The following is a 23,123-nucleotide window of genomic DNA, read 5'->3' as shown; positions in this document are numbered from 1 at the left end:
TATAGCAAATAGCGATACGAATGTCAATGTTCGCGAGACGTTATCGTGTTATCTGGCCAGATCGCCAAGGGGGGTACTCCGTCCTTTATTATTAAGGAGTCACGTGCTTTGTGTAACTATGATATGCCCCCCGGAAAGAAAACGGCCACTCCTCTGTGTGAGAAGTGGCCGTGTAGATTGCTCGAGAGTAAGAGATGAGCTACTTGAGTAACACCATCTTCTTCGTCTTATTGATGCTTCCTGCCTCAAGACGATAGAAATAGACACCGCTCGCCACATTGTGTCCGCTGTTATCTCTGCTGTCCCAGGTCACGGTATGACTCCCCGCTTCCATGTGATGATTGACCAGAGTAGCAACTTGCTGCCCCATGACATTAAACACTTCCAGACGAACTTCCCCGGCGTTGGGCAGGCTGAAACTAATCGCCGTCGTCGGGTTGAATGGATTGGGGTAGTTCTGATCAAGGACGAACCTACATGGCAGGCTTTCTTCCTTTGGAGCGCCAATTGCAAGCACAACCTCGTTGTGGTTCATGTCGGATGCTATCGCCTCGACGATTTCGTACTCTCCTTCCAATCGGATGACACTCTGTGTTCCAGACTGAATGACTGCCTCGCCTTCGAGATCTGCCAGACCAATAATGTTGGTGCCTGACATCAATTCGATACGGCTATCAAGCAGACTCAACGGTTGCGGGACGCCATCACCGGCGAAAGTCAACTGTAATCCGCGAAGGTCCCGGTTGGAGTTAAGGGTAATAGTGGTAGTGCCGTCGTGATACTCGGTGATCAACGAGATATCGCTGCTCACTTTCATAGCAGCACCTTCGCCGAGGCAGCCACACACCGGAGCGGGACCACCAGTAAATAGATATGACACAAGGTAGGTCAAGTCGGCGATATTCGGTCCTGTGCAGGAACCGTTAACATCACCTGCATTCATCACGCATGGCGGCGGTCCGCCAGTGAATAGGTAAGCAACCAGGTAAGTGAGATCAGCGATATTAACTTCCCCATCACCGTTAACATCTCCAGGGATGTAGCCTTCTATCTCGGTCGAATCTACGTCAGGATCGAAATATCCGGCCAGATCGAAATCATTGGTATCGGAGAAAAGCAATTCATGCTGGGGATCACCCATGAAGGCCGTATCCCAGTGTAGATAATAGCTCGTTTCACATTCTGGGGTGGCATGGAACAACACATTAACCACCGTAGTGGTATCACTTGGGATACGGTCTCCAACCAGATTCCAGAGCCCAACCGAGATTTCGGTGCTATCCCCATTGTAGTACACAGCCATCTCCCAATCCTCGGTGAACAGGCCATCGGTAGTGAGGCCGCAGAACTCAGCCCCATCTGGAATACGAATCGGGATAATAGCTCCATTGATCGGCTGCGAGAGGTCAAGCATCACAGGCTGTGCATCATCACAGGGTGAGACGGCGATTGAAGGGAAGCTGAGGACGGCAGGAATGCGTTCCAATATAACGTCATCAACGGCAAATTCTGCTGCCCCCGACGTGGCATATCCGTGAAGCTCTAAGTATACAGTTACATAACCGCTATCCTCGAATTGACCGATCAATTCCCATTGTTGCCAAGATTCAGAAGGTGAAGGATGTAAGGGATGGAAAGCATACGATCCATTCAATGAGACTGTGGCATCAAGAATACTCTCAGTGTCAGTCCATGTATCATGAGTGTCTATCTCACGCGTCCACAAGGTGAACCGATATAGCACGTCCGGTACGACATACATTTCAAAGCTTGATGTGCGCATTGCGGCGTCATAATACCCCGCCCCTCCTGGAAAAGTGAAGACCGCGCACTTTTGTCCACTGTGGGGGTTTGTTGTCGAAGTAGTCCAACCGCTAGGGTATTGATATGCATCCCAATAGGTGAGATCATCCTCGAACCCTCCATTGAGTATCACATTGTCAGCCCTGCTCGAGCCTGTTAGCAGTAGCACGATAACTACCGCCACGAGACAGATTGATGAAAATTGCTTCATAGTACCAACCTCAAGTTAAATGGTTACAATGATTGCTTGTTTCGCTCATCATTATCTTCAACTATAGAATAGGCACCGAAAACTCAGTTTGTAGAAAAGGAATTGAATTAACTCTGAGGTGGGACCTGCCGCTGGCTGTCAAGCGGCAGGCCGATTGACTTACCTACCGTTCTTCGAGAGCACGGAGTTCTCCCTCTGTAACCCAGCCGCTGTCTGTCCAGTAGGTGACGTTGTCCCGCGCTCGCGCTTGAACGGAAACGAGGCTTTCATCGGGAAGAAGGCCCTGCTCTACAAACGCTTCCCATTGTGCGATGTAGCTATCACTCGCCAGAACACTGGTTACTCGCATTCTTTCATCGAAATAGTAATAGAGGTCGCACCGAGGTATCCGCGAGATGTTTTCGCAAACAATGAGTCTCACACGGCCCGGAGCTTCCTCACTTACTCCCAAAACACAGTTGTACTGCTCCACGAGTTGCTGTGAAACCCCAGTTGGTGGCACGATCAAATAGACCTCCTCGGGTCCCGGACCTGGCGCACGTGGTGGCGACTCCCCATTGCACGGACCATCGCCGAGTGTAAAGAGGCATACACTCGCCATAGGATTGTTGATGCCGCAAAAGAGTATCTCGTTCTCACCATTCGAATCGACATCAACCAATAGACTCGGTCCCGGGAAGCCCTTATTTATATAGGTAACCAGGGAATCGCCCGTTCGACTCCATATTCTCACATGTCCGCGAGCTGGACCTGAACGGCAGGCTACAGTGATAATAACATGCCTGTCATTCAATGGCTGGAACGAAATAACTGAAGGCACGAATTGATCTCCCACGTCGTCATTCGGCATACGTTGTACCATTGTTCGCTCGAAGAGAAGCTCACCCTCAGAATCATACACATGCAGAACAGCGTTCCTATCGCACGGTCCAAGTGACTTGGGAGCAAGCGCAATCTCATTCATCCCATCCCCATCCAGGTCGCCTGTCTGCCATTTAGGAATGGCTTCAATTCCCTCACACTCATACTCCACATCCCACAGGAAGATCGAGTCCTTGTTCAGGGCTTCAAAGCCGCGGGTGGTCACCTTCACATACTTCGGGTTACGGTCAAACCACGGATTGAAGAACCTGGGATAAAAGAAGGCTAGCAGGACCCACAACAACGCCAGCAACAAGGGCACCTGGATTTTGACCATGCGGCCGTATTGGCCTGCTTTTTGGGCCACAAACTGTCCCATACAAACCCGCTCGGCGCGCACAATATTATGGTCGCAAGCGACTTTTCCTATGTGCGTAGAGGGTATGAGCTGTAAATCGCGATGAGGATACTTTTCTTGCAATATCGTCACACATTCCCTGGCGACAACAATGTTGCTCTCTGGTAAAACCAAGTATTTCACTGACGAGAAAAATGCCCGCTCTACCTTCACACTAAGTGTGTCTTTGTTCACCGGGAGAAGCCGACCTTGCCGGTCTATGCCACCAGTGAAAGCGACTTCCGACGAGATGAACCGTTCATAGCGAGCAATGTCCGGTTTCAGAAGTTGCGCATACGCGACCAACGCCGCGGCCAGTCCAATGGAATCGCCGGTGAAGGCATGGTCGGCATCTTCAATTTGAAACCGTGCCTGAATACGGCTCTTGTCCGATCCACGCAAAATGCCACTATGTGGCTGAGTTACCATCGCCCGCACTGCTGTAAGACCGTCATAGACTACGCCGATAAAGGGATCATCCGGGGTCGTGATCTGGTTCTCAAACGTAACTTCGATAGTAGCAGCTCCGACGGCATCACCGTTTTTATTCTTCTCGGCCATCTTTGCAGAGCCTATCAAGGTTCGCATCCGACCGCGCGAAGCTTTACCATTGGTGTTTTTCTCAACAAACAGACATCGCGCCCGATCAAACCAAAGATGTCCACGCTCGGACTCCCATTCATCAGCAATGGTGCATAGCATCTCTTTTGTCATCGAGTAAGTCTCAGGAATCTTTGAGCAGATAGCTTGCAGGCGCTCGAACTCAGAGAGTGTTTCCAGGTAGATTTCTGAGTCCGGTATGTTGCACTGTTCACCAGCAATCTCAGCGAACAATTGTAGTGCCTTGTCAACTTCTCCAACATAGCAATAGACCTTCGCCATCCTGCGCACTACCAGCGAAGCTGGTTTTTTCAGGGATAGGTCGGAAGCCATCTCACGCAAGCCTGTCAGTTCATCAAGCGACAGGTCGTGCAGGTTGGTGTCAGTGAGGAAGTTCTCAACAAGGGGAGTGAACTCATCATAGTACGATGCGTAGGCTGGTTCGTCGCGATGGTCTTTTAGCTCGGGCCAGAAATCAAACATTTGGAGTAACTTCAAATCAGACGCTGCCGAAGCCTGGATAATTTCCCGCAGTCGAGCAAACTGCTTAGCGAATTGTATAGGGGAGGTGGTCATTCGGTCTGTTCATCCCGTGCTTGAAAGAGACGGATGTTGATAGTAGAATCATCATCGGTCAGATCGAACGTTATCGTTTTTTTGGATTGCGTCTCTATAGACTGAGGTTTACTTCTTTGGGTCACCGATACTAACACTTCGCCGAAATCTTCCCTGCCGTCTATGGCAAGGATTTCAATGCCAATCTGCTTGCCCTCAGTTTTGCCCTCGAATGTGACTCTGATCCGATCATCTCTATCGGTCTTGAGTTCGACATCCTCAGTATATTCCGTTTTGTCAGGATCATAAACGAGTGGCTCGAGGTCATAAACAACATCCGGTAGCTTGATCTGCCACTTGAGTTTTTCAATAGAATCATCAAGAGCCTTATCCAACTCGGCTTTACCATTCGAATCAGTGACATACTGGAGGTTCAACTCTGGAATTTGCACGAGAACGTTTGCCGTCATCAACGGATCATCGCTTATCAATTGTAAATAATCCTGATGCTTGCGTTGGTCGCGCATCACGCGTAGGATGATTTCAGGAGATTCAGAACACAGAGTAACGAGGTTCTGAACAGACGGCACAAATTGCTTGTCGCCATCGGCGGCTAATGCCATAGAAGCCTGCGATCCACGCTCAAGCAGCGTAGATATGTGAATCGTTCTTCCAGCTATAGCCTGATTGTACAGACTGTCCGCAAGAGTCATGGCTCCAGGGGGCAATGTCTCTGCTGCAGCCTCGGTTAGCAATTTGTTTTGGAGTCGGTAGTCGTTTGCGAAGTCACGACAGAACTCGCAGATTTCCAGATGTTTCTCAATGCTGGAAATACTTTGCGGATTCAGCTTTTTGTCAACAAACTGAGCCAACTCTTTACGCGATGGATGCATATCTCTCCATCCTTTTATTCTTCACTCTACAAATAGTCCCGATACTTTTGCAATGTCGATTTTTTCTTTAGCCGGGACAAGAAATCTTCTTTAGCGCTGTCCATAGCTGTTTCGAACACATATTTGTAATCCTCAAGATACTGGTCATGCTTGTCATCAGGCATAACCTCCCGGAAATAGACCGGCAGCAGATCAACCTCGCCAACATGAGCCAGGTCTGTTGAAAACTGCTCAAACGCTACCCTGAAACGATTAGCCTCGTCTTGCGTGATCTGGCTTTTCCTAACATACTTATTGAGTACAGACTCCCGCATCCAGTCAAGTGTTTCGCTACGGGCTTCGTTAATAGCCCTTACAATCAAACCGTGATCTGGTGAGGTCAATTTTGTAGGCCGGATACCATCAAGATCGCAGTATCTCAGGTTAACGGCAACTGCGGCGCTGAGAAGTTCGTGTTTCTTAACAAGATTCTGGCAAACCTCGTGGCTATCGACAAGCTCAAATACGCCCTGACACCACTGCTTACGGTTGGTGCTATTCAGATATGCTTTCTCCACAATGGTAGTCAGGCTCTCGTATGATAACGGCGGCAGAGTATCACGGAGATTGTGCTGGTGTTTTCGTAGATATACAAGGTCAATACAGTTACCGTCAATGCGACTGACTATATACTCAGGCTCCTTCAACACATCTTTGAAACGTCGCTTAAGATTATGAATCTGTGGATCGGTTCCCCCTCGAAGGCGACTGAGTTCTTTGCGCACATAGCCTTGTAGCAGGATTCTGAATTGGTGGTACAACTCGTCATCGTCAGTGTTGACAATGTCGTCTATTTCGATCCTATTGAAGTAGTCAAACACGACCCAATAGGGCTGTTCATTGGAACTCTGAAGAAATGTCCCCAGCATGTCCATAGCCAGATCGGCAAGAGCATGGCTATCAGATTGCCGCTCTGTAGGCATCTGAAAACCCTTGATCTTGAGATACCGGAGGAATCCCACAGTGTGGACAAAGCACATACGATAGAAATCGTCGAAGCACCTTCTATCAAGAGGCTTGATGAGAAAATCTCTAACAATGTTGCCGTTTGGCTTCGTTATTGTCTGTCCCAAGATTTGCTATGGCTCCGTAACGTCAAGATGCACTGCTACTGACGAACATATCAGTATTCTCATCCGTTGTCAAGATGAAGCAACTGTAGCCGTTGACAATGGGGCAGACTTGTTGGCAATCCCTCCGTTGTTGGACCAGCTGGTGTTATACGTGAAACTATAGCCTGATCTAAACGAGTAACTATCTCTGATCACCGATTTCTATAGATTGCAGCCCTCTGCTGAATGTGGAAGATCACGATGCAATCACACTCGGCGGCAGATCAAGGTATTCAAGTCCCCTAACAAGAAAGCGTTCTCCAATCAACCACTTACAACACGAGATCGATCGACTTGTGACGAGATAGTGACGTGTGCCTACCTTTAGTTCAGTTGCGTGGAATCATTGGAGGGCGCTTGTTATTTCGCCATCTATTGCCCGAATGCGGATGTGGACCTTCGGGAGACTCTGATCCATCGCGATGGGGCGCCAGACCCCATCATAATCCCACAGGAATTGTCCCTTTCAAATGAGTCGATTTTAGCTATCGGAGCTCTCGAATTAAGATGGTAACTTCCTCAATAGTCAAGCTGCTGGTTTCTCCTCCATTAACAGGTTCGATCACGTCTGCGGTTCGAGACGGATCTTCAGACAACAGATTCCAAAAGTCACTACTTGATGTGTCCTCATGCAGGATCGTGCGGTTGAACGCATCTTTCAGTTCATCTCTTGTGCAGGTGAAGAAGTGGCTTGGGAAAGTGTCAGAGTCTGGAAGAGAACAATCTACTACAAATTCTGGGTAGACACTCTTGCAGATGTCAGTGTACTGGACTTGGGTCCGTCTAGGTAGACCCGATACGGCGCCTACATAGCAATCCAACACGTCATGTATCCTGATGTTTAGAGGTTTTGAGGTGTAACCTTCGAGAAACGGCTCTCACTAGCAGGGGTATGCGAAACTGCTGGCCCGACGTGCTACCCGCATCAATACTGGTATCATTCTCTATTGACAACTACTTAAAAGTCTATTATTGTTTTAGATGCTTTCAAACAGCGAGAGGGGTGTTAACCCGTTACCCAATGTGACAAGTGATTTGTATCATGGGAGTGATGCAAAGGGGGGGCTGTCTCAAGAGCCAACACCCGAGATCAAAGGTGAGACGCTTGATAGCAGATTCGATGGGTGTAATGCAGCAGCAAATCGGGAAACCGTACCGATATATCTTTGTGAGAGTGCTCCGAGACGACAGCGATTTGATGTGGTGGCGAACTCGCCCGTTGGTCAAGAGCAAGTGAGTGCTCATGGCCGATAAGCCTACGTTAGTGGATGCCGAAGGCCTTCATTCAGTTGGTAACCTGCCAACCGATCGAATAGCAGACGTAGTATTCATCCATGGATTTCGGGGAGGATGCTTCACTACTTGGATGGCCGATGAAGACGACGCCGAGACATTCTGGCCGACCTGGATTGCCGAGCAATGTCCCAAACTGGGGGTGTGGACCTACGATTTCAGGTCCAGCGTGCTGGACTGGTCTGGTAAAGAGTCCGATACGGTTGGGCTGGCAAGGTCCTTCCTTCTTGATTTGGCCAAAGGTGACGTAGGGAAGCTCCCGCTGGCATTTGTCACCCACAGCCTTGGTGGAATCGTAACCAAGAAGTCCCTAACGAAGGCGATGGAATTCCCAAATGGGCAGTTTGTCGGATTGGCAGAGAATACGGTGGGCATTGAGTTTATTGCCGTCCCGCATCGCGGAGCCAAATCCGCCAAATGGGTCTCATTCTTCACAGAGTGGCTGAAAGAAAACGAATTGGTCAAGGAACTGAAGTGGGACTCCTCTGGGCTCGAAGACTTACATGAGGGATTTCGCGCCTTCTTTAAAAAACGCGGTGGTGACAGGCTATTCATCCAGAGCATCTCTGAACGAGATAAGCTGGAATGGAATAAATGGTTTTCTTTCGAGTTCCCTTTTAAGATAGTCGACCATGTCAGCGCGAATGCAGAATTGGGTGAATATTTCTGTTGGGAAAGGCCTGGCGACCATATTGCCGTCTGCAAGCCACAGACTCGCGAGGACAAAGTGGTAAGTGATACTATCTACTTTCTGAAAGAAAGCTTCAGAAAAGTCGGTATCGAGCCTTCGGAATATATGATAGAGAAGGGGGGAGGTAGCCCAAGTCCATATGACAGCGAACAGGACGAATCGCAAGTTCTGGAGTCTATCTGCGGCTGTGATGTCGATGCCACCCAAATTGGCGCCTGCCAGAATCAAGGAGATCACCCATGCAAAATGGGATCTCAGTCGATCTGCCTTATCGCCGAGCTGACCCGAACAATTGAATCTACGGCTGAAATACGAGACTTCGCAAGACACTGCCTCACCGTATCTCGTCAAGTGGACATATTTCTGGAGATCAATAGGGAAAAACCCAACGACGAGGCTGCCATTGGTTTAGCTATGGTACAGCTAAAGAGGACACTAGACAATCTTACTACTTATGTGCGTGACCTAAAGAGGCATGGCTACGATGACGACTGGAAGGACAAGCCAACCCGCAGATTGAGTCGTTTCGCCTCAAGAAGGCTCCTGAGGGGTGCATTCGCAAAGGAGCGGGCAAGGCAGTTATTCGGTCTGAGGCGCCACTTGTACGAGCTTCACAACCTCTTAAGAGAACTGGATCAGACGGACACAAGCTGGCAGGAAAAGGGCCACGAGTTAGTGACAAAAACAACGTATGGGAACCTCTTGCTCGCTATACAGATGGCATTTTCAGACTTTGACATCAGCAAGGAATTGAATAATCTGGCCGACATAGTAGTACAACAGACATGTCGTGCCGTCAAAGACAGTTTGGGTCCGCCAAACCCTGACGACTTGCCCAAAAACTTTGCCACTGCGATCACGAAGTTACCGTATAAGAAACATAAAGACATTCCCGGCTTCTGGAAGGAGCACCTAGGTCAATGACCATATTCGGCCCCGACACTAACACCAAGCCGCTCAGCCAAGGGCAGTGGGCATACGCACCAAGCCTCGCCCCGGATAATTCCGATACCCTCTTATCGGATGAGCTTATCCGAGAGGATACGTTCTATGCCGAATTACTCTGTCTGCTGGAAATAATCGCGGATCGATCAAAGCCGGTTTCCGAGAAGTTGACCGCAGTACAGGACCTGATTCTGACCTACCAGGTGATGATTCGGGCGCTGAGTCAAGTTGGCAATCCTCTGGGAAGCGCCGTCGACTCGTACCGATCCGATATCGACTATATAGTTAGCAAGGGCTTTCGAGAAAGAACATCGGATATCAGTCTGTTTCATCTCGACCCTGAAGGTTTTCCTGCCCGGGTCACCGCACACCGCCTCATTAATCGCGAGTGGTCGGGCAAGGTTCTCGATGCCTGTATTGCAGAAACGAAGGAACCTGATCGCGCTAAGGCTATGCGTCGCAATGTGGCAAGACATCGGCGTCCGGAATTTCTGGTCAACGATTTTCTAGATTCTTTCCCTGGATTGGACGTCGAAGAAAAGGCCATGATTGTGGTTCATGCGTTCAAGGCGGCAGGAGTGCGCCTGGCTGCAATAAATCCGGAAGATCCTGAGTTGAGTGTTGTTCTGGGCGAGTTTCTTGAACATGGCGGATATGAACGAACGTTTTTCAATACGATATGGTCCAGTTTTCAGTTCTCCTTACCTTCTGCCAATCAAGTGCTGCTTAACGCATGCTGGTACACTTCCAGAAAGGTCTCCGAGAAACTACTTCGGGAACCATGGGGCATACCGATTGAAGTGGGGGCGACCAAGGAATCTGTCATTAGCAGTTTTGATGACTGGCAACTGTTGAGGAACATCCGGTAAGATGTGCCAATCTGTCGATAAGACGCAACCGGTCTGCAAGGAGTTTTGCGACCAAGCCGACGAGTTCCAAGCGTGGGTGACGGATCGCATTGCCGATCTTGATGCTCTAATTGCAGATCATGAGTTTATCGGCGATCCTAAGAATAAACTGCTCATCACGGTTGACTTCTTCGACATATTCGAAGTAGCCTTTCCACAGGCCAATCCCATAAAGAGGTATGGTTACGAGACCGTCACAGGACCGATCAAGGATGAGATTCTCCGCGAGTTGGCCGGTCGTGTCAGCCTACTTTTCGGACTCCCGGAAGACAGCGTCTATTACCCGTTGTGGATACCCTCTCCGTATGTAAGTGAATTCTACAAATGCCTATGGCATCCTGAAATTGGTGCCTCAGATCAGAAACGACTGAGCAGGGAGCTCCGTAACCTAGAGTCCAAAGCTCAGGAGAAGTACAAGAAGAGTTTGGCCGAGCTTCTGGGAGACCTAAAACAGGGAGCGCCCGATAGTAGGCTCTTGGAGTTCATAATTGAACTATGCCCCGAACTGTTCTCAATCCTGTGCGGTTCCTTTGAACGGGGCATCGAACTCACCAAACGGCTATTCGAGGACAATAGGGTTACTCTGGACATCCGGGACTGGGGCTTGCCAGACTCGATCCGTGATACTATAAGCCAGGACGGGAAGATAACCGGGCTCGGAGAAGCCGACCTTGGACGATGGATTAAGAGGCTTAAGGAAGAATGCAAACGCCAGGGTCTAACCTACAGAATCTCCTGGCAGAGAGATATTGAAGCTGTCGCCATGACCGACTACCTGAACAAGGTCCTCGCGAAGTATGATTACCGGGTTGTGTTTGTCTCCTCAGCCCACATGGTAAATCGCGTCCTGCGAGCCAATCCGGAGTGGACGCGGTGGCATGACTCCGATGGTAAACCGATCCCCCATACCACCTTCTTCCGTGGCCTCGACGTCTTCAGGTTCTATGACCGCTTCTCCAGGGGGCAGAGGAATAACGTTAACCCGAAATCAGTGATCGATCAGGCCAGGAGCGATCGCAAATTACTAAGGGAGGTAGTCGAACCCCAAAATGCGGTGGCTATCCAACAGTTTATCTCAGACCGAAAGGACAGGCGCGAAGAGTGCGCCAAGAATCCGCTTGAAGTCAGCAAGTACTGCGAAGGAAGTTTGAACGTAACGCCCGAAATTTGCCAACTGGTACAGAATGTCAATACGATTCGGAAGAAACTGTTTGACGTACACCTAATGTACTCCAGTCACCTCTTTGTCAGGTACTTCGAACGGGGAAATCTAGAGCTACCCCCAAATGGACAACACCCATCAGACGATTTTGATAGAGCTGTGGCTCTACTCCAAGATCTGCAGAACGTATCAGAGTCGCACGACTCTGATATTACAGCGCACGTACTGAAGCTCAAGACACTGATGTCAGCTGAATTTCGCCTGTGGGTAGCTATGTCGCGCTTGAAATCGGTGGGCCCAACTTCGGATGAGATCAGGATGCTCTTTGTTCACTTTACGATGTTTCCTTATCGCGTGCGGTTTGAAAACGAGGGATTACTGGAGGAAGTAAAACAGTTACGAAGCCTTCACTATTATCCCAAACAGTCACCAACGGATGAGGAGTTGAATGACTTCTATGAGATACTCGAGAGAATAGCCGCCGGCAGCATGGCCGCCAGCGACCCAGCCAAGAGTTACTGGGGTCAGAAGTTGGAATTGACGTCTCTGGACAAGGATTCCTTGGAGAGACACTTGGCGGTGATGGTATTGCTGTTGTCACTCGGCAGTTTTCAAGGAGCCTATCGTAGCGCCGAGCAATTGGCCGAAATGGATTCGGTCCACCATTTTAGAGGAGAATTCAGGATAGTGGCGGCCCAAGCCCGATTGAGAGAATACACTGAGAACAAAGCCAAATTCGATACGCCAGCCGAAAAGATAGAAGCGATTGGGCGGATTATTGGGATTTGTCAGAAGCTTAACTCGGGCGAGGAAACCGTGGATTACAGGGCCCATTACTTGGCGGCTTACGCGGCCGGACAGCTGGCTCGGGCAAATTCTAAATTCAGGCAAATGGCTCTTGACTTCTGCAAGAAGGCGAGGGATGAAGTAGAGAAGGAACCGCTGGAGGCCGACTGGACCGATCCTGGGCGATCCGGTGGATTAATTCACCTCAAGGCAACCATATGGACCAGCTTGGCTTACTATAGAGCGATTGAGGCGTTGGAGAGAGAGAATACACAGCTTGTTCTAGATGCTATCAGAATTCATGAAGAGATAGTTCCCGGTTTTATGAAAGAGGACAGATTTACAGCCATTTGCATGCACAACAAGGCCTTCACTTACTACGTGCTGGCAGTATTGTCTGATGAACCGGTGGCCAGGCAAAACGCAGCCGCGGAGGCCCGGCGATGTTACAATATCGCCTTGGGTAGGCGTCTTGACCCAGAAGTGGTCGAACGGGTTCTCAAGCGCCAGATATCACGACTGCAATCTACCATGGACAGTTCTGATAGCAAAGATGATCGCAGCCCGTGGTCTCTGGTTGATGCCTATAAACAGTCGAAGCAAAAGTTCAAAGACGTTCTCGCGCTCATCAAGACTATGCTGCCTAGCAGTAACAAAGAGGGAAAACAGATCTTGAGGAGTATAGAGAAGAAATTCGGTGGGGAGTCGCGTCTTGACAGGGATGTTCGCCTATTGGACGAACTCATGCGGGAAGAATCGGCCTAACCTCTTCTCCGGAATCCTTACCGAAATCGTGAAAGTTGTGGATTCGCTGTGCCCTCGTACCAATTGTCCAGAGGATTCTTGTCCCCGAACGAAGTATTCAAGTCCCTCAGATGCTAAGTCACCATTGCTCCTATATTTGCCAGCCGTCCGGTCTCGATTTGTGACAGTATTGTGACGACTAATGAGGATTGACAGCCGATTCGAGTCAATCTCGTACCGGAAAGTAACGCGCTGGGCGAAACAAGATCGTATAGCTAAGGCCTAGTCTCCTCATAAGTCACTCCAAAGATCGTGTCCGCCAGCCATTTCTTGAAACTGGGATTGTCGCTGAATTGCTTGAAGAGCTCAAGGTGGTCATTCAGCATTTCATTGACCACACTCTGCAGTGCCCGGTCGTGCTCGAGACGGGCCGCTGCTCTGTCACTGTTCTTCATAGCGTTACGATATGCCTTGTCGGCAGCGACCTTGCCCGGAATTTCCTCCGCGATCACCTGGCGGATGCGATCGGCATCTTTCCAGTCGATGTTGCCAAACTGATCGTTGAATGCCTTTATGATAATACTCAACCTGTCAAGCTCAGCCTCAGGCTTCACACCTCCACCGCTGGTAGGAACGGGGCCGATTTCACCGTCCTCATCGGCCAACGCCAGCTTGAGTGTTTCTTTTACTTCGTTGCGGTAACTGTCCATGTCGATAGCCTCAAGGATGCCCTTAGATAGGTCTTCCTCTATTGGAGCGGGTAACTTGGGAATCAGGAAATTCAGGAAGATGGACAGCTTCTCCCACTCGGCGTTACTATACGGAAGAATCGACGCAAGAAACTGATATGTCCTCACGAACGCCTTAGCTTTGCCCTTGAAGCCTACTTGCCCGTCTTCATCCAGGTCTCTGATATAGACCGCAACGCACGCGTCGAGGATGGGGTCCAGCTTGTCGCGATCAGCACCGCCGAGAAATAGATCGACCAGCTGCTCAACCTGGGACCAAGCGTACACTTGATATCCATCCATCGTGCCCATCAGGTCGTGCAACTTGTTCGGGTCAGTCTCCTCACTAAGGACAGTCGTTCGATAATAGTCCGCAAAGGCCATCGTGATTGTGTCAGTGTCGTTCATGAAGTCGAGCACAAATGTGTCGGACTTTGGTGGGCGTGCTCGATTCAACCGTGAGAGAGTTTGCACCGCTCTTATTCCTGATAACTGCTTATCAACGTACATGGTGTGCAGTAACGGCTCGTCGTACCCGGTTTGGAACTTGTCAGCCACAACCAGGAACCTATATGGGTCTTGCTGGAACTTCTTTTCGATCTGTGAACTCGGGAACTCATTCAGAGTCGACTCGGTCACCTGTTTTCCGCCATACTCATGCTCGCCTGAGAATGCCACAATGGCTTCATACGTACTCTTCCGTTCCCTCAGATACGCCGTGATTGCGTGGTAATATTGAATGGCTCTTACGATACCGCTACAAACCACCATGGCCCTTGCCTGACCACCGATTTTCCTCCGGCCAATCACCTTTTCATGAAAGTGATCGACCATGATCTCAGCCTTCTGCTGGATAGCATGGTCATGCGATTCGACGTATCGACGAAGCTTCTTCGCTGCTTTCTTGGTGTCAAACTCGGGATCATCCTCCACAGTCTTCAGTAAGTGGTAATAGCTGTCTACCGGCGTGTAATAGGCCAGCACATCCAGAATGAAACCTTCCTGAATCGCCTGCTTCATTGTGTAGCTGTGGTAGGGTAAATGTCTTACCTTTGCCCCTTCAGGCAACGGTTCACCGAAAAGTTCCAGCGTCTTGTTCTTAGGTGTTGCCGTGAACGCAAAATAACTGGCATTAGCCAACATCTTCCGAGCTTCCATGATCCGATTGATCGTGTCCTCGTAGGTCTCCTCTTCCTGCTCCCCGCCATGCTCCGCTAATGCAATGTTCATCTTTGCAGTCGTGTGGCCGCCTTGGCTTGAATGGGCTTCATCAATGATGATAGCAAACGCTCTTCCACGATGCTCTTCGCCAATCTGATCAAGGATGTACGGGAATGTCTGCACCGTTGAAATGATGATCTTCTTGCCTGATCGTAGGAATTCACTGAGTTGCTTGGTCTTGCTGGTAGAATCACCTGTGACCGCACCGACGATTGACGAAACCTGGGAAAATTGCTTGATTGTATCTCGGATTTGTTTGTCCAATATCCGCCGATCAGTCACGACAATCACCGAGTCGAACAGTGGTGCGCCAGTACCACCGGAAGCTGTGTCATCCAGTCCGACAAGCTGATGTGCTAGCCAGGCAATGGAGTTGCTCTTGCCGCTGCCGGCCGAGTGCTGGATTAGATATTTCTTCCCGGCACCGCTGGCCTTGGCATCCGCCAGTAGCTTCCGCACAACGTCGAGCTGATGGTAACGTGGGAATATCTGTTTCGGTGGTTGTTTCCGGCCCTTCTCATCTTTCTCCTGTACCACCTGTGCATAGTTCTCTATGATGTCCGTTAGTTCTGTCTTGGTCAGTACTTGCTCCCACAAGTACGCGGTCTTCAGGCCGTGCGGGTTAGGTGGGTTGCCTGCACCGTCATGGAAACCCTTGTTGAAAGGAAGAAACCACGAATCTCTGCCCTGCAAGTGTGTACACATTCGTACTTCCTGATCGTCGATGGCAAAGTGCACCATACATCGGCCGAATTGAAACAGGAGTTCCTTCGGGCTGCGGTCGCGCTTGTATTGCTGCACCGCATCCTCAACGGTTTGCTTCGTCAGTGAGTTCTTCAACTCGAACGTTGCAACTGGCAGGCCATTGATGAAGATGCCCAGGTCCAGGGAGAGCCTCGTTTCATCTTTGCTATAACGCAACTGCCGGGTGACGCTGAAGACGTTGGCGGCGAACCGTTCCCCGGCTATCGTGTTGCCGGGAGTGGGAGCGCCGTAGAATAGATCAAGGTTCACCGGTCCGTGCTTGACACCATGTCGGAGGACGTCGATCACACCACGTTTGGCAATCTCCCCCTGAAGCCGATGAAGAAACTGCATCCGCGTTGGTCCCTCATGTTCCAGATCCAATGCTTCGGCAGCTGTCGGCTGAGTAGCACTAACGAAAGCCAGCAGTTGGGCCAGGTCCACAGCATGGTCGCGGTCGTAGTCAGTGCTCTGGCCCTGAGAGTAGCCCGCCTTGCTCACAAGAGACTCGACGATCAGTTTTTCGAGACCTGCTTCACTTGTATCCGAAATCATGTCCGGGTCCTTTCACAGAGTAGATGTGTCACGATACGCACTAACACGATCCTTTCTTCGGGGCGACTTTCGGCAATCATAAGGGTCATTGCCACGAGTGCGGCATCAGAGATTAGGGGCGAACCGGTAACATCAACGAGAATGTCGTTGCACTCCAGAAACCATAGAAAAAGCGCGGCAGCGATACGCTTGTTGCCATCGATGAAGGCGTGGTTCTTGACCAGGAAATAGAGCAGGTGGGCAGCCTTCTCTTCGAGACTCGGATATACGTCCACACCGTTAGCAGTCTGAACCACTGCGCCCAGAGCACTTGCGAGTCCCTTGTCCTTTTCCAATCCAAAAATAGCAGATTCGTTGAAACGTTCACGCAACTGATCGACGATACGCAAGGCTTCCTCATAGCCCATTATGTGGACAGCCTTGCTCGTAGTCTCCGGTGGGTCCACCCGCTGATGGTCATAATCACCGAGCAGATCCAGAGCAACGCTGTATTCACCGACTACCCTTAGCAGTGCTTTGGCCTCATCGCCGGAGAGGTCTCTGCGCTCCACTACATCCGAAATCAGCCGCACGGCTTGGTTCAAGTCCCGCAGGCGGTTCTGGTTGATCGAGTAGCCTTTGAGAATATGATCCCGCAGAATACCGGTCGCCCAAATCCGAAACTGGGTACCGCGCTTGGAATTAACACGATAGCCGACAGAAATAATGGCATCGAGGTTGTAAAAACGAACCTTGCGGCGGACTTGTCGATTACCCTCTTTTTGAACTACCGAGGATTCCTCGGTAGTTGCCGGCTCCTCTAACTCCCCTTCTTTGTATACGTTACGAAGATGGAGTCCTATTGTGTCGGTATCCTTATCGAAGAGCAATGACATCTGCCTCTGGCTAAGCCAAACGCTTTCCTTTTCCAGACGGACATCCAGAGAGACCTCACCCTCCGGGGCCTGGTAGAGGATAATCTCCCCACGAGAGTCATCAGTTTGTCTTGTCATTCCTCGGTCTCCTCGGTTGCGCCCTCAGTGTCCCTCTCCTTTTCCAGTTCTTCCGGCAAATCCACCGCTGCCTCGCGGACGTCCAGCTTGCCCGTGACGACATCGGCAATAAGGCGGGTGCGGTATTCGCGGATTAAGTCGATTTCGCGTCGGGCACGATCCACTACGCACAGTAATTGGGTCGTTACCGAATTAGCGTATGAGACGATCTGAGATTGTTCCTCAGGAGGAGGTATCGGAACACCAAAATCCATCACAAAGTTGGGTGGAACACGTTGCTGTCCCGCAGCACCGGTCATAGATTCAACACCAAGAGACCGAAAATAAGTTAGCTGTGTCAACTGATAAAGGAACTCTGCAGATATTCTCTGAGAGGGTCGCAAGACAATGAATTCCGTAGTGCCGAAACCGACATCGGTATCAAGGGTACTGAGGTCTGCGCCTTTACCATTTTCAAAGCAGGGAGTAATTTTAGCCAGAACTACATCACCCCGTCTAAAGTACGTAAAGCCTTGCCAGACCTCTTTGATCGGCCGTCGCTCGAAATCGTCAATCCCCCCCTCAGTGGAAACTCGTTCCATCGGTAGGAACACAACTTTCTTACTCGACTCTCGCATATGAAATGCTTCGGCGCGAGAGGGATTGATCCGAGCAATTCGTTTGATCTTCAGCACTTCCCAATGCTCGGGCACATCCCCAAGCCAGTCGATGCCGGAGGGTTTGAGGGGAATATCGGGATTGAGTCCACGAGTAACCGCCCGATTGATGATGGCTTGTTTCTGCTCGTTCAATAGCTCTATTAACCGCTGCCGATTGCGAATGAGGCGGTCAATGCGACGGTCGGTAGCCGTAAGATAGCGATCTATTGCCATTTGTTCTTTCGGGGAAGGCAACGCTACCTGCATGCGCTTGAAATGAGAGAAGTCAAGATTCTGTCTGAGTCCTGATCCGTATCCGTAGATAGCTTTCGTCAGATCCCAGGTGTTTAGATATTGGTATGCGAAGACACTACTGACTGAGTTTTTACTTCGGAGACAAAGGTAAGCCGACGTAATGATCCCTCGCTCTTCCACAAGGCCCACCCGAAGACTCTTGTGATCGTTCTGCAGGTCTGTTGTTCTGATGATGATATCACCTGGCTCCACGATCTGGTATGTCTCGAATGACTCAGGAACAAGGCCGTGGAGTTTGTCAGGGGGTTTCACCACTATTCGGCCATAACTTAGCGATAGTACAGTTGTCTCCTGCATACCCTTGTTTCGGACTAGCCTCGGAGCAAAACAGGCGAAGGCTGGTTCGATATCCCAATGCTTTGGCACCTGCCCCAACCACGGCAGGGCAGAGTCTTTGTATTCAGGATAGGCCTGTAAGCTAGCCGTCATGCGTCTACCTCACGCAGCAGATTCTCTGGATTCCAAATCTGCTCGGCGAGCTTGCAGTAGAGTTCCTGTCTGGCATCCAGGTCGGCTTTCCTGAACTCAGAGTGTGCCTTGAAAGCCAAGCCGCTATCATCCAGGAAACGTCGGAAGCCTGGGTTATGGTCATAGGCCCTCTCGTGAAGGCTCTGAGCTAGAAGGTTATGGCCATAATAATGTTCGCGTTTGTCCGCATAGGGTTTGTCGCCATAGCTGGCGTTGAAGCTCTTGGGTAAGAGAAGCAAGCCGCCAATGCGGTTGCGGTACTCGGCAAAATCCGCGGGATGATCGAATTCGTCTTCGTGGCGCTCGGGATGATTGGCCCAGATATGTTCGACCTCATAGCCGTTCTTGCCGTGACGTTTGATATACTCATTGTAGCGCGATGCTCGCCCGGAACTGGTCTCAACATAGTCGGTCATGCGTGCCAGCAAGCGGTGGATTGGACGGCCATTCATGCCGTGTAGACGGAAACGTTCGTTGGCAGAAAAAGTCTCTTCCTCGGCGTCTAGTCGCTCCGTGAGAAACTCTGCCACCTCTCCCGCTGACTTCCCACGGACTTTTAGAACCACCAGCTGAAACATATTGTATTGCATAGTCGAATAGCTGGTAGATTTCCAGTTCCAGATTCGTCGGGCGACCAGGATGTCTATGAACGATGAGGTTATGCGCAGCTTACGCAGTATCTCGTTCTCGCTGTCAGAGCGAATCAGGGGTGCAAGAAGGACTGGGTATTGTAGTGTAAAGTTATTCTGGGCGTTGTAGTGAATCGCCTTCAGTCCGTTGGTCAGCGATTCGGTAGCCATGCGGATACGTTCGTACCAGTGACTGTAGAAGGCAAGATCTTCCTGGATGAAGCGTCCAAAGTCGGCGCTGGCGGTGAGACCAAGGGCTTCCTCGTGGTCGCGCACCCAACGATGGAACTCGGTGCCAATGAGGTCAAAGTCACGAGCTTTCGCACCGCGTTTGCGTTCACGAATTGTCATGGCATGCTGGCTGCGCAGCCATGCCTTAATGGCATCGGCGTCCTCATCCTTGTCGATTTGCTTCAGAGCGGAGAGATGGCTGCGCCATGTTTGGCTGGCTAAGTTGCGGTGGTCGGTGTCGGTGATATTAGCCAGCAGGTATCCCTTGAGCATGTCCGTGGGCGTCAGTGAAAGCCCACGATCATTCATGGTTTCGAAAATGGAGTAGGCGTCGGTGTCCGAGTATGCTGTGATCTCAACGAAGTGAACGTTCTCAATCAGCCAGTCGGCAAAGTACGGCAGAGCATCGCCCGTGAGATCGTGAGGGAAGTGCTCCTCAATGTCTTGGAAGCGGTTGAGGATATTAGTCACCGACTCTGCTTCCCCATTCTCATCAAAGGGCTCGCCAGTGAAAAGCGCTTCCATACACACGGCACGCTCGGGGACGTCGAGGTTGAAAGAGCGCTTGCCGAACTTCCGGGAGAAGATGAGGTCGGTAACCTGACCCTTCTGTTCTTCGTCTTCGAGTTGGCGATGGATGTGGATCAACAGTAGAGTCAGTGTGGTCAGACGTTGCTGCCCGTCGATGATGAACTTCTGACCTTTCTTGTCGCTAATGATGATGGAGCCAAGGAAGTAATGGCCATAGTGCTCGACAGCACCACGTTCGTTTCCTGCTTCATGACTCTCCAAGAACTTGCCGCCAAGGTCATCAAGAAACTCAGAAACCTGTTTTGTTTCCCATCGGTATTCCCGTTGATAGTAGTCAATAGCAAACTTTGAACCGCCCAATAGTGTGCGGATGTTTTTAGCGTCGCCACGAATCTCCTTCAATACAAATCCTCCCCACTTTCAATAATTTCGCCGAGCAGACCCTCGTTATCCTTCTCCAACGCCAGGATGTCTGCTTTGATCTCGTCGAGCGAACGCAAAGGTGTCGGTTTGTAGAAGTGTCGCGTGAAAGAAACTTCGTAACCGATCTTGGTCTTGGCTTGGTCAATCCACGCATCCGGCACATGTGGCAATACTTCACGCTCAACAAAAGCCTCGATGCCACCATCTTCAAGTAGTGGCACCTGTTCGGTGTCGCGCAGATTGGTGTCGGGTTCGTATTCGACATTTTCCCTGGTTTTCTTCTTGATGACAGGGGGTGCCTCGGGGTCGGTGCCATGCTCGGCCTTGAGGTCTTTGATCTCCTTTGCCTTGTAGATGCGATCGGGATCTATGCCCGGAATCCGAAGGGGACGTTCGACGGTGATCTTCCAATAGCCGAAAGCCTCGTTGGGAAATATCTTTGATTGCTCGGTTTCTTCAAAGGTGAGGAATATGTCGGTAATCTGATTGATCTGTTCGTTGGACAACTCGCAATTCTTCTTGCCGAGGTTCTTACGCAAGGGTTGGTAAATGCCAGTGGCGTCGATAAGCTGAACCCTGCCATGACGATGCTCGGGTTTGCTATTGGAGAGCACCCAGATGTAGGTTGCAATGCCGGTGTTGTAGAACATGTTCAGGGGTAGGGCGATGATGGCTTCGCACCAATCGTTCTCAATTATCCACCGGCGGATGTTGGACTCCCCCTGGCCGGCATCACCGGTGAAGAGCGACGAGCCATTGTGCACTTCGGCGATGCGGCTGCCCAGTGGAGTGTGGTCGCTCACAGGGACCATCTTTGACAGCTTATTGACTAGGAACATAAGCTGGCCATCGCTTGAGCGGGTGATGAGCGAAAGTTCCTCGCCCTTGTGCTGGACGGTGTAACGCGCGTCGATAAGATCTTTCTTGCCACCCATGCGTTCGAGGTCCGTTTTCCAGCTCTTGCCGTAGGGTGGATTGGAGAGCATGAAATCGAACTCCATCGCCGGAAAAGCGTCAGACGAAAGTGTCGAACCATACTTGATGTTATCAGCCGCCTGCCCTTCCCCTTTGAGAAGTAGATCAGCCTTGCTGATGGCGTATGTTTCGGGCTGGATTTCCTGACCAAACAGGTGGATTGACACTTCCTTGCCTTGGTCACCGGCGAGCGAATTTAGGGTCTCTTCTGCGACGGTAAGCATTCCTCCGGTGCCACAGGCACCATCGTACACACGGTAGGTGGCGTCGAGGATATCGTCGGCAATTGGGAAAAAGATCAGATTAGCCATCAGCTTGACAACATCACGTGGAGTCCAGTGCTCGCCAGCCTCCTCGTTGTTCTCCTCATTGAAGCGTCGGATCAATTCTTCGAAAATCGTACCCATGGCATGGTTGTCCAGGCCAGGCAAACGCACCTTGCCATCTTGATCGTTGACGGGATTCGGGCTGAGGTTAATTTTGCTCGAGGTGAATTTCTCAACGAGACTGCCGAGGATGTCTGCCTCGACCAGCGTGGGAATCTGATTTCGGAATTTAAACTTGCTGAGTATTTCTTGGACGTTGGGCGAAAAGCCATCGAGATAAGCCTCAAAATCGGATTTGAGTTGCTGTTGCCTTGCCCGGGCACGGAGGTCGCGAAGCGTAAACGGAGATATGTTATAGAAGGCGTTCCCGGAAGCCTGGCACAGGGCGGCCTGTTTGTTCGCAACGCCCGCATCATCGAGTTGCTTGCTCAGTTTGAGAACAGCCTCTTTGGTCGGCTCGAGTACGGCGTCGAGTCGTCGGATGACTGTCATCGGAAGAATAGCATCCCGGTACTTCCCTCGGGTATAGACGTCACGCAACACATCATCTGCAATACCCCAGATGAATCCGGCAATCCAACTGAGGTTACCGTTTGACATGCCTGCCTCCTTCATTGTTAGCGTTCCGAAGTTTGTCAGCCGCCCACTTGCACACTCTGATCCGGTAATAATCGTGATTCATGTTGTCCCTTCAAGTTGACGACAAACTACACCATGACCGGTCGAATGCCAAGCCCTTTTGGTCATCGATCATTGATGATCTGTGATGTACGACGCGAGGGCTGGACATCAGCCATGGCGACTCACACAGAACAAGATTAGTTTTGATCAGGAATCGCTTTCTAAGATGCGGACTTGGCCGATCTGTACAAGGGTATCGAAATCTGCCCGTCCAAACCCCCTCTGTGTCTGATCCCAATCGGTGATATAGAATCCAATGCTTCTCAGCTCATCTCTAATTCTCTTTCGATCAGATTTCTGAGCCCTTTCCTTCTTACTGAGTAGATTCCGGATATCCCGTGCTTCTGCTTCTGTAAACGCCTTCTTACCCTTCATGTACATCCTCTGCTGACATATCCAATCCTCGATTGCCTCCTTTAGCATAGAACATGATGTCCAGTTTGGCAAGGGGGGGGCTAGGGATTGCCGTTGTTGCCTGAACGACTCCAACTGGCTATATTCCAGACGTCAGAGGAGCAACACATCGCAGCGAAGCACAGATGGATAGGAATAGACAATTAGCACCGTGTCCTAAGGAACAAATCTGAGATCAGAGCAGAATATGGCCAATAAGCACAGCAGCCAATCCCCAGACTTCGATGTTGTTGAGTTGACCCGCCATCTCAG

The 23,123-nt window shown here is 50.5% G+C and carries 13 protein-coding genes; 3 read left to right on the top strand and 10 right to left on the bottom strand.

Going from position 1 to position 23,123, the window contains the following annotated elements; translation table 11 throughout:
• Positions 1 to 199: 199 nt before the first annotated feature.
• The 4 genes from KOO62_13045 to KOO62_13030 all read right to left on the bottom strand — a co-directional run bounded on the left by KOO62_13045 (position 200) and on the right by KOO62_13030 (position 6,321).
• Positions 200 to 2,014 (bottom strand): T9SS type A sorting domain-containing protein, encoded by a 1,815-nt coding sequence (locus KOO62_13045; GenBank protein ID MBU8934906.1) that lies wholly within the window; start codon positions 2,012 to 2,014, stop codon positions 200 to 202.
• A gap of 163 nt (positions 2,015 to 2,177) precedes the next feature.
• Complete coding sequence (locus KOO62_13040; GenBank protein ID MBU8934905.1) at positions 2,178 to 4,448, bottom strand: hypothetical protein; 2,271 nt, start codon at positions 4,446 to 4,448, stop codon at positions 2,178 to 2,180.
• A complete protein-coding gene (locus tag KOO62_13035) occupies positions 4,445 to 5,320 on the bottom strand; it encodes a hypothetical protein (GenBank protein MBU8934904.1) in 876 nt (291 codons plus the stop codon). The genes KOO62_13040 and KOO62_13035 overlap by 4 nt, the downstream gene beginning before the upstream one ends.
• A 26-nt stretch (positions 5,321 to 5,346) precedes the next feature.
• Positions 5,347 to 6,321 carry a hypothetical protein gene (locus KOO62_13030; GenBank protein MBU8934903.1) on the bottom strand — a complete coding sequence of 325 codons (975 nt, stop codon included), beginning with the start codon at positions 6,319 to 6,321 and terminating at the stop codon, positions 5,347 to 5,349.
• A gap of 1,393 nt (positions 6,322 to 7,714) precedes the next feature.
• Between KOO62_13030 and KOO62_13025 the strand changes: the two genes are divergently transcribed.
• The 3 genes from KOO62_13025 to KOO62_13015 are packed head-to-tail and all read left to right on the top strand — an operon-like array spanning position 7,715 to position 13,021.
• Positions 7,715 to 9,379, top strand: coding sequence for a hypothetical protein (locus KOO62_13025; protein ID MBU8934902.1), 1,665 nt, complete (start codon positions 7,715 to 7,717; stop codon positions 9,377 to 9,379).
• A complete protein-coding gene (locus tag KOO62_13020) occupies positions 9,376 to 10,269 on the top strand; it encodes a hypothetical protein (protein MBU8934901.1) in 894 nt (297 codons plus the stop codon). The genes KOO62_13025 and KOO62_13020 overlap by 4 nt, the downstream gene beginning before the upstream one ends.
• Position 10,270: 1 nt before the next feature.
• Positions 10,271 to 13,021 carry a hypothetical protein gene (locus KOO62_13015; GenBank protein ID MBU8934900.1) on the top strand — a complete coding sequence of 917 codons (2,751 nt, stop codon included), beginning with the start codon at positions 10,271 to 10,273 and terminating at the stop codon, positions 13,019 to 13,021.
• Positions 13,022 to 13,275: 254 nt separating this feature from the next.
• Here the strand turns inward: KOO62_13015 and KOO62_13010 are convergent, their stop codons facing one another.
• From KOO62_13010 to KOO62_12985, 6 genes are all read right to left on the bottom strand, one after another.
• Entirely contained in the window at positions 13,276 to 16,248 is a 2,973-nt protein-coding gene (locus KOO62_13010) for a type I restriction endonuclease subunit R (protein MBU8934899.1), read from the bottom strand.
• On the bottom strand, positions 16,245 to 17,240 hold the full coding sequence (locus KOO62_13005) for a virulence RhuM family protein (protein ID MBU8934898.1): 996 nt from the start codon (positions 17,238 to 17,240) through the stop codon (positions 16,245 to 16,247). The genes KOO62_13010 and KOO62_13005 overlap by 4 nt, the downstream gene beginning before the upstream one ends.
• The gene (locus KOO62_13000; protein MBU8934897.1) at positions 17,237 to 18,622 is read right to left on the bottom strand and encodes a restriction endonuclease subunit S; all 1,386 of its coding nucleotides are present in this window, start codon (positions 18,620 to 18,622) and stop codon (positions 17,237 to 17,239) included. The genes KOO62_13005 and KOO62_13000 overlap by 4 nt, the downstream gene beginning before the upstream one ends.
• Positions 18,619 to 20,454: a DUF262 domain-containing HNH endonuclease family protein gene (locus tag KOO62_12995; protein ID MBU8934896.1), complete on the bottom strand. Its 1,836-nt coding sequence runs from the start codon at positions 20,452 to 20,454 to the stop codon at positions 18,619 to 18,621. The genes KOO62_13000 and KOO62_12995 overlap by 4 nt, the downstream gene beginning before the upstream one ends.
• A complete protein-coding gene (locus KOO62_12990) occupies positions 20,451 to 22,376 on the bottom strand; it encodes a type I restriction-modification system subunit M (protein ID MBU8934895.1) in 1,926 nt (641 codons plus the stop codon). The genes KOO62_12995 and KOO62_12990 overlap by 4 nt, the downstream gene beginning before the upstream one ends.
• A 228-nt stretch (positions 22,377 to 22,604) precedes the next feature.
• Positions 22,605 to 22,880 (bottom strand): hypothetical protein, encoded by a 276-nt coding sequence (locus KOO62_12985; protein MBU8934894.1) that lies wholly within the window; start codon positions 22,878 to 22,880, stop codon positions 22,605 to 22,607.
• Between the last annotated feature and the right edge of the window lie 243 nt (positions 22,881 to 23,123).

It is taken from the genome of Candidatus Zixiibacteriota bacterium, assembly GCA_019038695.1.
Lineage (GTDB): Bacteria > Zixibacteria > MSB-5A5 > GN15 > FEB-12 > B120-G9.
The sequence above is the reverse complement of the archived record's forward strand: the minus strand, read 5'-3'. Positions and strand labels throughout refer to the sequence as shown.